This is a genomic window from Microbacterium sp. NPDC080005, assembly GCF_040702445.1.
Classification (GTDB): domain Bacteria; phylum Actinomycetota; class Actinomycetes; order Actinomycetales; family Microbacteriaceae; genus Microbacterium; species Microbacterium oleivorans_D.
In genome coordinates, this window is record NZ_JBFBLD010000001.1 from 1,205,779 (window position 1) to 1,217,859 (window position 12,081).

The 12,081-nt window shown below is 69.5% G+C and carries 15 protein-coding genes and 1 tRNA gene; 2 read left to right on the top strand and 14 right to left on the bottom strand.

The window, feature by feature from the left end:
• Positions 1 to 42: 42 nt before the first annotated feature.
• The 11 genes from AB0259_RS05850 to rplU form a co-directional block, all read right to left on the bottom strand.
• Positions 43 to 462, bottom strand: coding sequence for a hypothetical protein (locus tag AB0259_RS05850; protein ID WP_366220104.1), 420 nt, complete (start codon positions 460 to 462; stop codon positions 43 to 45).
• Positions 463 to 562: 100 nt separating this feature from the next.
• A tRNA-Ala gene (locus AB0259_RS05855) sits at positions 563 to 638 on the bottom strand.
• 72 nt (positions 639 to 710) lie between these two features.
• Entirely contained in the window at positions 711 to 1,088 is a 378-nt protein-coding gene (gene rsfS / locus AB0259_RS05860; RefSeq protein WP_064002207.1) for a ribosome silencing factor, read from the bottom strand.
• Positions 1,088 to 2,302: a hypothetical protein gene (locus tag AB0259_RS05865; RefSeq protein WP_251580617.1), complete on the bottom strand. Its 1,215-nt coding sequence runs from the start codon at positions 2,300 to 2,302 to the stop codon at positions 1,088 to 1,090. The genes rsfS and AB0259_RS05865 overlap by 1 nt, the downstream gene beginning before the upstream one ends.
• Positions 2,299 to 2,895 carry a nicotinate-nucleotide adenylyltransferase gene (gene nadD, locus AB0259_RS05870; RefSeq protein WP_251580616.1) on the bottom strand — a complete coding sequence of 199 codons (597 nt, stop codon included), beginning with the start codon at positions 2,893 to 2,895 and terminating at the stop codon, positions 2,299 to 2,301. The genes AB0259_RS05865 and nadD overlap by 4 nt, the downstream gene beginning before the upstream one ends.
• 10 nt (positions 2,896 to 2,905) lie before the next feature.
• Positions 2,906 to 3,130, bottom strand: coding sequence for a hypothetical protein (locus AB0259_RS05875; protein ID WP_251580615.1), 225 nt, complete (start codon positions 3,128 to 3,130; stop codon positions 2,906 to 2,908).
• A 44-nt stretch (positions 3,131 to 3,174) separates the two neighbouring features.
• Complete coding sequence (locus AB0259_RS05880; RefSeq protein WP_366220102.1) at positions 3,175 to 4,434, bottom strand: glutamate-5-semialdehyde dehydrogenase; 1,260 nt, start codon at positions 4,432 to 4,434, stop codon at positions 3,175 to 3,177.
• 43 nt (positions 4,435 to 4,477) lie between these two features.
• Positions 4,478 to 5,308, bottom strand: coding sequence for a glutamate 5-kinase (gene proB / locus AB0259_RS05885; RefSeq protein WP_251580613.1), 831 nt, complete (start codon positions 5,306 to 5,308; stop codon positions 4,478 to 4,480).
• Positions 5,305 to 6,810: a GTPase ObgE gene (obgE, locus tag AB0259_RS05890; RefSeq protein WP_366220101.1), complete on the bottom strand. Its 1,506-nt coding sequence runs from the start codon at positions 6,808 to 6,810 to the stop codon at positions 5,305 to 5,307. The genes proB and obgE overlap by 4 nt, the downstream gene beginning before the upstream one ends.
• 71 nt (positions 6,811 to 6,881) lie before the next feature.
• Positions 6,882 to 7,139, bottom strand: a complete 258-nt coding sequence (rpmA, locus tag AB0259_RS05895; protein WP_251580611.1) for a 50S ribosomal protein L27 — start codon at positions 7,137 to 7,139, stop codon at positions 6,882 to 6,884.
• Positions 7,140 to 7,160: 21 nt separating this feature from the next.
• On the bottom strand, positions 7,161 to 7,469 hold the full coding sequence (rplU, locus tag AB0259_RS05900; RefSeq protein WP_251580610.1) for a 50S ribosomal protein L21: 309 nt from the start codon (positions 7,467 to 7,469) through the stop codon (positions 7,161 to 7,163).
• Positions 7,470 to 7,680: 211 nt separating this feature from the next.
• Here rplU and AB0259_RS05905 point away from each other — a divergent pair, with 211 nt between their 5' ends.
• On the top strand, positions 7,681 to 7,953 hold the full coding sequence (locus AB0259_RS05905) for a DUF4031 domain-containing protein (RefSeq protein ID WP_366220099.1): 273 nt from the start codon (positions 7,681 to 7,683) through the stop codon (positions 7,951 to 7,953).
• Between the two features lie 9 nt (positions 7,954 to 7,962).
• On the opposite strand, the gene AB0259_RS05910 is transcribed toward AB0259_RS05905, so the two are convergent.
• On the bottom strand, positions 7,963 to 10,317 hold the full coding sequence (locus AB0259_RS05910) for an Rne/Rng family ribonuclease (protein ID WP_366220098.1): 2,355 nt from the start codon (positions 10,315 to 10,317) through the stop codon (positions 7,963 to 7,965).
• 302 nt (positions 10,318 to 10,619) lie between these two features.
• Here AB0259_RS05910 and AB0259_RS05915 point away from each other — a divergent pair, with 302 nt between their 5' ends.
• Positions 10,620 to 11,225, top strand: coding sequence for a vitamin K epoxide reductase family protein (locus AB0259_RS05915; protein WP_366220097.1), 606 nt, complete (start codon positions 10,620 to 10,622; stop codon positions 11,223 to 11,225).
• Between the two features lie 51 nt (positions 11,226 to 11,276).
• On the opposite strand, the gene ndk is transcribed toward AB0259_RS05915, so the two are convergent.
• Together ndk and AB0259_RS05925 are read right to left on the bottom strand one after the other, a co-directional pair.
• A complete protein-coding gene (gene ndk / locus AB0259_RS05920) occupies positions 11,277 to 11,693 on the bottom strand; it encodes a nucleoside-diphosphate kinase (RefSeq protein ID WP_251580606.1) in 417 nt (138 codons plus the stop codon).
• Between the two features lies 1 nt (position 11,694).
• Positions 11,695 to 12,075: a DUF4233 domain-containing protein gene (locus tag AB0259_RS05925; RefSeq protein ID WP_251580605.1), complete on the bottom strand. Its 381-nt coding sequence runs from the start codon at positions 12,073 to 12,075 to the stop codon at positions 11,695 to 11,697.
• Between the last annotated feature and the right edge of the window lie 6 nt (positions 12,076 to 12,081).

Genomic DNA, 12,081 nt, shown 5'->3' on the forward strand with positions numbered 1-12,081 from the left:
GCCCATTGAGACACCGCTCCTGGTGCGGCGAGCGATCCGGTGTCACGGGTGCTCACGCCGGAGCGCACGGCCGAAAGCGCGGACGACGAGCCAGGAGGTGAGAGTACCGACGAGCGCCACCGCAGCAACGAAGATCGCAACGGTGCCCCAGTTGCCGAAAAAGCCGGCGACGGCGAGACCGACACTGGCCGGGACGAGATTCGCGAGGAATGCAGCAGTCAACGGTGCGGAATCGCCGTCACCCTTATCCGCGAGCACGAGCACGAGCACGATGATGAAGGCGACCAACCCACCGGCGGAGTGCATCGCAAAGAAGTACCCGATGAGCTCCCCGTTCGTCGCGAAAGGGTTGAGCTCCGGCTGCGGGATCCAAACGGCTCCGATCGCCGCGAGGGCGGACAGTATGAGGACCGCGGCGAACAGAGCCAGGATCATCTTTATTTGGGTCGACGTGCGCTCCACGGGTTCCTCCTGCGGCCGGTGCCGTGCGCTCACCATCTCATGCCCAGGGGGGACGCCCACCTTTCCGCGAAACACAAAAACCCCGGTGAACCGGGGTGTTTGGTGGACCTGAGGGGACTCGAACCCCTGACCCCCTGCATGCCATGCAGGTGCGCTACCAGCTGCGCCACAGGCCCTTGGTCGCCGCTCGCGGCAACTCATTCAGCTTACTACACGCCGAGGAGTGCTCTGAACATGAGGCGACGTCGTCACTCGCTCGGGGTCGGCTCCGCGATCGTGACGGGGATGATCGGGCAGTCCTTCCACAGGCGCTCGAGCCCGTAGAAGACGCGCTCCTCCTCGTGGAAGACGTGCACGACGAGGTCGCCGAAGTCCAGCAGCACCCAGCGCGACTCGTCGCGCCCCTCACGCCGCAGCCGCTTCTGGCCGGCCTCGAGCATCTTGTCCTCGACCTCGTCCGCGATGGCGGCGACGTTGCGCTCGCTGTTTCCGGTCACGAGGAGGAAGGCGTCGATCAGTGGAAGGGGGCCGGAGACGTCGAAGGCGACGAGATCCGTACCGCCCTTGCTGTCGGCCGCGGCGGCGGCGACCTGGACGAGTTCGTGTGTGTGCTCTGCAGCGACCATCAGAAGTTTCCGTTCACAAGGATGAGGACGAGCACCGTTGCGATCGCGAGCCCGAGGGCGCCGGCGCAGATCGCGAGGGTCATCATGAGGCGGCTGCCCTTTTCGGGCGCCGGGGGGCGGATGATCTCATCCGCACTCTTGATCGTACTGATCGCCGCGGAGGCGGCGATCGGGGTCGGTGAGGATGCCGCAGGGAGTTCCCCGTCCATGAGGGCGGCGTCCGCGTCCTTGCCGTCCGACACACCCGGCGCAGCCCCGGTGGAGCCGAACGTGTCGGGCAACTGATAGCTGCCCGTGATGATGAGCTCGCCCGTGCCGAGGATAGGAACGGACAGGGAGCCGGTGTCCGGCGTCTGCGAGAGGATGAGAGCGTTCGGCGCCGAGGCCGAGCCGCTGCCTCCGCGGGTCAGGAGATGATCGAACGACGGGGGCAGGTCGACGTGGGCCGCCCCGTCCTCGAGCAGCTGCGCGCCGAGATCGGGCGCGACGACGCGCGCAGGCTCCTTTTCCTCCTCATCCGCAGCGGACCGCTCCTGTTGAGCACCGTCGGGCTCGCTCTCGACCGAGTCCTCGGCATCCGTGTCGACCTGCGCCTCGACGGGTTCCTCCCCCTCGGGGGACCCTGTTCCAGTCACGGGCCCGTCGTCGTGGGCCGGGGGTTCCGTCTCGAGACCCGGCTCCGAGTCGGAGCCTTGAGGCTCTTCCTCCACCTGCTCGACCGCATCGTCGACGGCCTCGCCGTCGGCGGGCTCGTCCGCTGCGACGGGCTCTTCGACCGGCTCATCGACCTCGGATTCGCCGGCATCCGCGGGGTGGCCTTCCGCCTCTTCCGCGTCGCCCGCGTCCTCGGTTGCGGCCGCGGGCACCAGCTCCACCTCGGGCTCCGTGCTCTCGACCTCGCCGGTGTCCGCCGGAACGACGTCCAGCGTCCCGGTGCGGAGCTTCTCGAGCAGGCGGGCCTGCCGCCGAGTGACCGGCTGCGCGTCCGGGTCCAGATCGGACAGATCGTCGAGCGCGATCGGCGTGCGCTCGGGCGCGACCTCGGCCTCGTGCGCGGCGGCGGCCTCGGCTGCCTCCTCTGCGGCGGCGTCCGACATCTCGGCATCCGCCTGCGCCTGCTCGGGCGTGATGATCGGCGTCGATGCCGTGTTGCGCAACTCGCGCAGCTGGCGCCGGGTGAGCGGCGGAGTGCTCGGCTGGTCAGGTGTACTCATGCCTTGCTCCGATACAGGTGATGCTTCGCAATGTATTGGACGACGCCATCCGGGACGAGGTACCAGACGGGGTGTCCACGGCTCACGCGGGCGCGGCAGTCGGTGGAGGAGATCGACAGGGCGGGGATCTCGAGTTTGCTGACGTCCTCAGCCGGGAGCCCATCCACGCTCAGCGTGTGTCCCGGGCGAGACACCGCGACGAAGTGTGCGAGCTCCCACAGCTCCGAGACGTCGCGCCAACCCAGGATCTGCGCGATGGCGTCCGCTCCGGTGATGAAGAACAGGTCCGCATCCGGCCGCTGCGCCTTGAGGTCGCGCAGGGTGTCGATCGTGTACGTCGCCCCCGTCCGGTCGACATCCACGCGACTCACCGTGAACATCGGGTTGGATGCCGTCGCGATGACGGTCATCAGGTAGCGGTGTTCCGCGGAGGAGACACCAGACTTCTGCCACGGCTGACCGGTCGGGACGAAGATCACCTCGTCAAGATCGAACGACTGTGCGACCTCGCTCGCCGCCACGAGGTGGCCGTGATGGATCGGGTCGAACGTGCCGCCCATCACACCGATTCGCGGTGCGCGCGTGGTTGCCATCGACACGGCGTCAGTGGTGGCCGTGGCCCGCCTGCTGCACGGGGTTCTTCGCGGCGTACGCCTCGGCCTTGTGAGCGTGGCGGTTGGCCACGTTGCGGTACGACACCGACACGAGCGCCAGCAGCATGAACAGCACGAAGGCGACCACGCCGTACACGAAGGTCGTGGCCATGACGTTGCCGCCGTGGTGCTCGGCCTCCGCCGCAGCGGAAACGATGGTCGTCACGAGGTTCATTCGGGCTCCGTTCGAGGGGTCGGGTGCAGCAACAGTTTAGGCGGTCAGGACCGGATCTGCCCGGCGCCCCGCGCCAGCCACTTCGTGGTCGTCAGTTCCGGCAGCCCCATCGGTCCGCGCGCATGGAGCTTCTGCGTCGAGATTCCGACCTCCGCGCCGAAACCGAACTCGCCGCCGTCGGTGAACCGCGTCGAGGCGTTGACCATGACGACAGCCGCATCCACCTCTGCGAGGAACCGCGCGGCGACGGCATCATCCGTCGTGATGATCGACTCGGTGTGCTGCGTCGAGTACCGGCGGATGTGCGCGAGCGCGTCGTCGAGGTCCTCGACCACGCGCACCGAGATGTCGAGGCTCATGTGCTCGGTCGCCCAGTCGTCCTCGGTGGCGGGGACCACACCGGGGACCAGGGAGGCCGTCGCCTCGTCGCCGTGCACCGTGACGCCCTGCGCCTGCAGTGCTGCCACGACGGTCGGCACGAGTCGCTCCGCAGCGCTGCGGTGAACGAGGAGCGTCTCGACCGCGTTGCAGACGCTGGGGCGCTGCACCTTCGCATTGACGGCGATGTCGGTCGCCCAGTCGAGCGGAGCCGACTCGTCGAGCACGATGTGCACGACACCCGCACCGGTCTCGATGACCGGCACCGTGGACTCCGTGACGACGGTCTCGATCAGCTGCGCGCTGCCGCGCGGGACGAGGACGTCCACGAGGCCGCGAGCCCGCATGAGCGCGCGGGCGCCCTCGCGACCGAAGTCGTCGACGGTCTGGATGGCGTCGGGATCGACGCCCGCCTCGGCGAGGGCGCCGCGCATGACGGAGATCAGCGCCGCGTTCGAGGACTGCGCCGCACTCCCGCCGCGCAGCACGACGGCGTTGCCCGAGCGCAGCGCGAGGGCGGCGATGTCGACGGTGACGTTGGGGCGGGCTTCGTAGATGGAACCGATCACCCCGAACGGGACCGAGACCTTCTGCAGGTGGAGCCCGTTGGGCAGAGTGCGCTCGTCGAGGACGCGGCCGACCGGGTCGGGGAGGTCGGCGACGTCGCGCACGGCCGCGGCGAGAGCACGCACCCTCTGGTCGTCGAGCGTCAACCGGTCGAGCAGCCCCGTCGACAGCCCGTCCGCACGACCGCGCGCCAGGTCATCGGCGTTGGCGGCGACGATGGGCGCGACATTCGCCTCGATCGCGTCGGCGATCGAGCGCAGGAGCCCTGCCTTCGTGGCATCCGTCAACAGACCCACGGATCGGGACGCGGTGCGTGCGGCGTGCATGCGCTCCTGGGGTGTGGTCGCGGTGATCGTCATCCGCCAAGTCTAGAGCGGACGGATGCCGAGGCTCCCCTCCGTGTCAGGCGTCGGGGACCCGCACCGAACCCGTGATCGAGGGCGCGGCGGGCTCCGGATTCGGAGCGAACCAGGTGCCCACCTCATCGCCCCGGAGCGCGGCGTGGACCAGGTCGGCGCTCGTCACGAGCACGGCGATCCCCGCCGTGGAAGCGAGTCGGGCTGCCGACACCTTGGTGGCCGCTCCGCCCGTGCCGACGCTGTTCACGACGACCGAGCCGAACTGGTAGCCGGCGAGGTCGTCACCGAACGCGACGTTGCGGATGGGAAGGGCGCCGGGCTCGTCCGGCGGCCTCGTGTACAGCGTCTCGATGTCGCTCAGCAGCACGAGCGCGTCGGCTCCGATCAACTGCGCGACGAGAGCCGCGAGACGGTCGTTGTCGCCGAAGCGGATCTCGTGCGTCGCGACCGTGTCGTTCTCGTTGACGATGGGCAGGATGCGGAGGCCGAGCAGCCGCTCCATCGCGCGTCGCGCGTTCGAACGGTGGGTCGGGTTCTCGAGGTCACCGGCTGTCAGCAGGACCTGACCCGCGACGATCTCGAACGGGCGCAACGCCTCCTGGTACCGGTAGATCAGGACGTTCTGCCCGACCGCGGCCGCGGCCTGCTGCGTGGCGAGGTCACTCGGACGGGCATCGAGCAGCAGGAACGGCATCCCGGTGGCGATGGCACCGGACGAGACCAGCACGACCTCGGTCCCCCGTGCGTGGGCCTCCGCGAGGGCGTCGACGATCGGGCCGATCTTGCCCGCGTTCTCGCCGCTGATCGACGACGAACCCACCTTGACGACGACACGTCGTGCGCCGGCGATCCCGCCGCGGTCCTGCAGGGTCACGACGCGTCCTCGTCCTCCCCGCGCACCGCGAGACGCTCGGACTCGAGCTCCGCACGGGCCTCGGCCTTCGCGTCCATCCGCTCGTGGTATCGGTCACGGCGCTGCGACGTGGTGCGTCGCGGATTGAGGTCGAGACGCGGGTCCGTGCCGCGGGGCGCGGTCATCAGCTCGGCCGCGGAGCTGAGCGAGGGGTGCCAGTCGAAGACGATGCCGTCGCCGGGTCCGATGACGACCGTCGAACCGGCCTGCGCTCCGGCGCGGAACAGCTCGTCCTCGACACCCAGCTTCTCGAGTCGGTCCGCCAGGAAGCCGACCGCTTCCTCGTTCTGGAAGTCGGTCTGCTGCACCCACCGGACCGGCTTTTCGCCCAGGATCCGGTAGATGTTCCCGTACGTGCCTCCCTCGACGCGGATCTCGAAATCCTTCGTCGCACCCTTGGGTCGGATGACGACACGCTCCGGCACGGGCGCTGCCGCGAGCGCCGCCCGGTGCTCCTCGACGATCTCACCCAGCGCGAACGTGAGCTGACGCAGACCGTCGCGACTGACCGTCGAGATGTCGAAGACGCGGAAACCGCGTGCCTCGAGGTCGGGCCGGACGAGGTCGGCGAGGTCCTTGGCCTCGGGGACGTCGAGCTTGTTGAGCGCGACGAGCTGCGGACGCTCGAGGAGCGGTACCTGCCCCTCGGGCACCGGGTAGGCCGCGAGCTCCGCGAGGATCACGTCGAGGTCGCTGATGGGGTCGCGCCCCGGTTCGAGGGTCGCGCAGTCGAGGACATGCACGAGAGCCGTGCAGCGTTCGACGTGGCGCAGGAACTCGAGCCCCAGGCCCTTCCCCTCGCTCGCGCCCTCGATGAGGCCCGGGACGTCGGCCACCGTGAAGCGCGCGTCGCCGGCCTGCACGACCCCGAGATTCGGGTGAAGAGTCGTGAACGGGTAGTCGGCGATCTTGGGACGGGCCGCGGAGATCGCCGCGATCAGGCTGGACTTGCCGGCGGACGGGAACCCGACGAGCGCCACGTCTGCGACCGTCTTGAGCTCGAGGTGGACGTCCCCCTCCCACCCAGGGGTACCGAGGAGCGCGAAGCCGGGAGCCTTGCGCTTCGGGTTCGCGAGAGCCGCGTTGCCGAGACCGCCCTGCCCACCCGGTGCCACCACGAAGCGGATGCCGGGAGTCGCCATGTCGATGAGCGTCTCGCCGTCATCGTCCTTGACGACCGTGCCCACCGGGACAGACAGTTCGAGGTCCTCGCCGGCGGCGCCCGAGCGGTTGTCACCCATGCCGAAGCCGCCGTTGCCCGCAGAGCGGTGCGGCGAGTGGTGATACGACAGGAGCGTCGTCACCTGGGGGTCTGAGACGAGGACGATGTCCCCGCCGTGCCCGCCGTTGCCGCCGTCGGGGCCGGCGAGCGGTTTGAACTTCTCGCGGCGGACGGAGACACAGCCGTTGCCGCCCTTGCCCGCGCGCAGATGCAGCGTCACGCGGTCGACGAACGTCACCATGCGATGTCTCCTATCGGGGGAAAAGATGAGGGGCGGGCCGTAGCCCGCCCCTCATGAAGGAATGCGTCCGATTACTCGGGGACCGACACGATGTTGACGACCTTGCGGCCGCCCTTCGTGCCGAACTCGACCGCGCCCGCGGCCAGCGCGAACAGCGTGTCGTCGCCACCGCGGCCGACACCGGCGCCCGGGTGGAAGTGGGTGCCGCGCTGACGGACGATGATCTCGCCGGCGAGGACCTGCTGGCCGCCGAAACGCTTCACGCCGAGGCGCTGTGCGTTGGAGTCACGACCGTTACGGGTGGAGCTTGCGCCCTTTTTGTGTGCCATCTCTCGTGTCCTCTCGGCTTCTTACTTGATGCCGGTGATCTTGACGCGCGTGAGGTCCTGGCGGTGCCCCTGGCGCTTCTTGTAGCCGGTCTTGTTCTTGAACTTCTGGATGACGATCTTCGGGCCGCGCTCCTCGCCGAGGACCTCGGCGGTGACCGTGACCTTGGCGAGCTTGTCGGCGTCGGTCGTCACGGCGTCGCCGTCGACGAACAGGACGGCGGGGAGCTCGATCTTGTCGCCGACCTTCGCCGCCTGACGGTCGAGGACGACGATGGTGCCGACCTGGACCTTCTCCTGACGGCCACCGGCGCGCACAACTGCGTAAACCACTTCACACCTTGTTTCTTCTGTGGAGCGCTCGGCTCCGATTGTCTGATGAGACTGGAAGTCGTGGTGCGGAAGCCAGGCTCTGCGTCGCAACTGCCTGCGACACGTGACGCACCAAGGAACCAGGATACCCGATCGCCGCAGCGAGGGCAAAAGCACGGCTCGGCGCGCCGCGGCCGATCCCCGCCGCTCCGGCCGGTCATATGATCGGCGGATGGCCATCCTCGTCGACTCCGCGATGTGGCCGGCGCACGGTCGCCTGTGGGCCCACATGGTCTCGGACAGCGATCTCGACGAGCTCCACGCTTTCGCGGCGGCCCACGGCATCCCGGCCCGTGCCTTCGACCGCGACCACTACGACGTGCCCGAGGACGCGCTCGAGCGGCTCGTGGCGGGCGGCGCACAGCGGGTCAGCGCGCATGAGCTGGTGCGGCGACTCATCACCTCGGGGCTGCGCGTCACCACCCGCGAACGCCGGGGACGGTGACGCGCGCCGTCAGTCCTCGGTCGGGGTCTGAACGGGTGTGCCGGTCAGCGCCGCCGTCGTGACACGACGACGCGCGCGTCCCTGACCGGGCGCCTTCGGTTCGGGCAGCGCCTCCAGCACCGAGTCGAGCAGGCGATCGGCGTCGGTCTTGGGAGCCTCCGCCTTCTTACGGCGCGGGCGCTTGGCGCGCTCGGGCCGCTCGGCGACGGGCTCCTCCACGGCGGCGGCAGCGGGCTCCTCGTGCGGCTGGATGGTGGATGCGGCGATCTGCGCCAGAGCCGACTTCACGCCCTCCGTGATGACATGCGTGTGCCCGGGAGCCGCGGCGGCGTTTCCGCCGCCCTGGCTCTGCGAGGCTCCGCCGTTCTGACGCGGTCGACGGTTGTTGCCGTTCCCGTTCCCGTTGCCGCCGTTCGAGGACCCGCGGTGCTTGACCACGGGGTCGTGGTGCACGATGACGCCGCGGCCGGCGCAGACCTCGCACGGCTCGCTGAAGGTCTCGAGAAGCCCCAGACCGATCTTCTTGCGGGTCATCTGCACGAGACCGAGCGAGGTCACCTCGGCGACCTGGTGCTTCGTCCGGTCACGGCTCAAGCACTCGACGAGCCTGCGCAGGACGAGATCGCGGTTGGACTCGAGCACCATGTCGATGAAGTCGACGACGATGATCCCGCCGATGTCGCGCAGCCGCAGCTGGCGGACGATCTCCTCCGCGGCCTCGAGGTTGTTCTTGGTGACCGTCTCCTCGAGGTTGCCGCCCGTGCCGACGAACTTGCCGGTGTTGACGTCGACGACCGTCATCGCCTCGGTGCGGTCGATGACGAGCGACCCGCCCGACGGCAGCCACACCTTGCGGTCCAGGGCCTTCTCGATCTGCTCCGTCACGCGGAAGACGTCGAACGGGTCCTGCTCGCCCTCGTACTTCTCGATGCGCTCGAGGAGGTCGGGCGCGACACCTGTCAGGTAGGACGTGATGGTCTGGTAGGCCTCATCGCCCTGGATGAGCATCTTCCGGAAGTCCTCGTTGAAGACGTCGCGGACGATCTTGACGAGGAGGTCGGGCTCGGAGTGCAGGAGCGCGGGCGCCTGGCCCGTCTGAGCCTGCGTGCTGATGTGCTCCCACTGCGAGGTGAGTCGCTGGACGTCGCGGGTGAGCTGCTCCTCGGTCGCGCCCTCCGCCGCGGTGCGGACGATGACGCCCGAGGACTCCGGGAGGACCTCCTTGAGGATCTTCTTCAGCCGCGCGCGCTCGGTGTCGGGAAGCTTCCGGGAGATGCCGTTCATCGCTCCGCCGGGAACGTAGACGAGGTACCGACCGGGCAGCGAGATCTGGCTCGTCAGTCGCGCACCCTTGTGGCCGACGGGGTCCTTCGTGACCTGCACGAGAACACGGTCGCCCGACTTGAGGGCGAGCTCGATCCGGCGGGGCTGATTGCCGGTCTCGACGGCATCCCAGTCCACCTCACCGGAGTAGAGCACGGCGTTGCGTCCGCGGCCGATGTCGACGAAGGCGGCCTCCATGCTGGGAAGGACGTTCTGCACGCGGCCGAGGTAGACGTTCCCGATCAGCGACGCGTCCTGGTTTCGGGCGACATAGTGCTCGACGAGGACGTTGTCCTCGAGCACACCGATCTGGATGCGGCCGCCGCGCGAACGGACGATCATGTCGCGGTCGACCGACTCGCGACGCGCGAGGAACTCGGCCTCGGTCACCACGGCGCGACGACGGCCCGCCTCGCGGCCGTCGCGACGACGCTGCTTCTTGGCCTCCAGCCGCGTGGAGCCCTTGATGCGCTGCGGCTCGGTGATGACCTCGACGACTCGGCGGCGCGGCGCGGGCTCGTCGTTCTGGTCGGCGCTGTTACCGCCCCCACCGCGCCGACGGTTGCGGCGACGTGATCCGCCGGATGCCTCACTGCCGGCGTCATCGCGGTCGTCACGGTCATCGCGCGGCAACGGCGGGAGGGCGGCGACCTCAGGCGCGTAGAAGTGGAGCGCCGTCGAGACGGCGGAGACGAACTGCTCCGGCAGCAGGCCGAGGCTCACCGCGGTCGGAACCGCCGGCGCCGCGGGCTCCTCAGGCTGCGCCTCGGGCGTCGCCGTGTCGGCGTCCGCCCCGGGCTCCTCAGGCTGCGCATCGGGCGTCGCCGTGTCGGCGTCCGCCGCGGGCTCCTCAGGCTGTGTCTCCGGCGTCACCGTCGCGGCGTCCTGGGCCGGCGCGTCCTGTCCCTGCTCGGGAGCGGACTCCCCCGCGGTCGGCGCACCGGACTCGGCGGCCTGTTCGAGCTGCGCGTCGGTGGCGCCGGGCGTCAGCTCTCCCTCGGTCGCGTCGGATGCTGTCGTGTCGTTCGTCTCATCTGCCATCTCTGGCTTACTCCCAGCCGACGGCCCCGCGTGCCGTCCGGCGAAAATCGGGCGGCTCCGCTCCGGTCTCGGAGGTGTGCCGCGAACTCATCTGGTCTGCAGCCGATCCCCGCACACTCGGCGGGGTGATGCTGCGCGGGCGTCGATCGCCCGAAGTCTTCTGGTGACATCCTGGCGGCGCGGCCGCGGGGACGTCGACCCCCATTATCCCACTTCCCGGCCCGGAGCCGTGACCGACGCCCTCGGATATGCACGGCCGGTGCCTCAGAGTGCTGATCAGAGGCGGTGCGATAATCGCCGGCATGGCCGCCCCGACCCGCAACTCCCGCCCCACCGTCTTCGCCCTGTGGCTGATCTTCGCGGGTGTCGTGGGGTGGTTCGCCGCCTTCGAGCTCACGACGGAACGCTTCAAGATCCTCGCGAACCCCGGGACGGCGGCATCCTGCGACATCAGCCTTCTGGTGCAGTGCGGAAAGAACCTGGAGTCCGCGCAGGGGTCGGTGTTCGGGTTCCCCAACCCGATCCTCGGCCTCACCGGGTGGGTGGCGCCGATCGTCGTCGGTGCGGCCCTGCTGGCGGGGGCGCGATTCGCCCGCTGGTTCTGGCTGCTGCTCGGCGTCGGCGTGACGGCGGCGTTCGCCTTCGTCCTCTGGCTCATCTCGCAGAGCATCTTCGTGCTGGCGACCCTCTGCCCCTGGTGCATGGTCACCTGGTCGGTGACGATCCCGACGTTCTTCGCCGTGATGGTGCACCTCGTGCGCGTCGGCGCACTCCCGGCATCCGCTGCGGCCCGCAGGCGTGCCGACGCGCTCATGGCGTGGACGCCGCTCATGGCGATCGTCGCCTTCGCGGTCATCGGGGTGATCGCGCAGGTGCAGTTGGACTGGATCTCGGAGTTCACCCGCTGAGACGACGATGCGCCCGCCCCGGACGGGGACGGGCGCACTCGCGCGTCGGGCTCAGTCGAACCAGATGGCGAGCTCGCGGTCCGCGGATTCGACGCTGTCGCTGCCGTGAACCAGGTTCTGCTGGACGGCGAGGCCCCAGTCCCGGCCGAAGTCGCCGCGGATGGTGCCCGGAGCCGCGGTGGTGGGGTCGGTGGTGCCCGCCAGAGAACGGAAGCCTTCGATGACGCGGTTGCCGGCGAGGCGGATCGCGACCGACGGGCCGGACATCATGAACTCGAGCAGCGGCTCGTAGAACGGCTTGCCGGCGTGCTCGGCGTAGTGCTGCTCGAGACGCTCGCGGTCGGGCTCCACGAGGCGGATGTCGACGAGGGCGTACCCCTTCGCCTCGATGCGGGCCAGGATCGCGCCGGTGAGGCCGCGGGCGACCCCGTCGGGCTTCACGAGGACGAGCGTCTGTTCGGTGGCCATGTCAGTCTCCGTTCTTCTCCGCCTCGGCGGCGAGTGAGGCGTTGCGCGCGTCGAGCGCGCCGCCCTTGATGGTGCCATAGACGTACAACGCACCGAAAACGGCCGCCGCGATCAGGAGCGCTGGCACGAGGAACGCCCCGAGTGCGATGACGACCTGCAGGGCACCACCGGCGACGACGGCCCAGCGATAGCGGGTGACGCCGGCCAGGGCGATCATGAGGATGCCGAGGACGACGCCGCCGACGATGCCCCACCACGGTTCGATCCCCTGGGGCAGTGCCCGCAGCCCGTAGACCGCGAGGCCGGCCAGGAACGCGACGATCGACTCGAAGCCGAGGATGACCGACAAAAGCGATTCCCGGGCGCCGCGCTGCCGTCGCACGCGTGG

Coding starts and splice junctions, on each gene's coding strand:
- rsfS (WP_064002207.1), bottom strand. CDS start 1,088: ATGGTCGCTGCAGAGCACACACACGAACTCGTCCAGGTCGCCGCCGCC.
- AB0259_RS05865 (WP_251580617.1), bottom strand. CDS start 2,302: ATGAGTACACCTGACCAGCCGAGCACTCCGCCGCTCACCCGGCGCCAG.
- nadD (WP_251580616.1), bottom strand. CDS start 2,895: ATGGCAACCACGCGCGCACCGCGAATCGGTGTGATGGGCGGCACGTTC.
- AB0259_RS05875 (WP_251580615.1), bottom strand. CDS start 3,130: ATGAACCTCGTGACGACCATCGTTTCCGCTGCGGCGGAGGCCGAGCAC.
- AB0259_RS05880 (WP_366220102.1), bottom strand. CDS start 4,434: ATGACGATCACCGCGACCACACCCCAGGAGCGCATGCACGCCGCACGC.
- obgE (WP_366220101.1), bottom strand. CDS start 6,810: ATGGTGACGTTCGTCGACCGCGTGACGCTGCATCTGCGCGCGGGCAAG.
- rpmA (WP_251580611.1), bottom strand. CDS start 7,139: ATGGCACACAAAAAGGGCGCAAGCTCCACCCGTAACGGTCGTGACTCC.
- AB0259_RS05905 (WP_366220099.1), top strand. CDS start 7,681: ATGGCCATCCTCGTCGACTCCGCGATGTGGCCGGCGCACGGTCGCCTG.
- AB0259_RS05910 (WP_366220098.1), bottom strand. CDS start 10,317: ATGGCAGATGAGACGAACGACACGACAGCATCCGACGCGACCGAGGGA.
- AB0259_RS05915 (WP_366220097.1), top strand. CDS start 10,620: ATGGCCGCCCCGACCCGCAACTCCCGCCCCACCGTCTTCGCCCTGTGG.
- ndk (WP_251580606.1), bottom strand. CDS start 11,693: ATGGCCACCGAACAGACGCTCGTCCTCGTGAAGCCCGACGGGGTCGCC.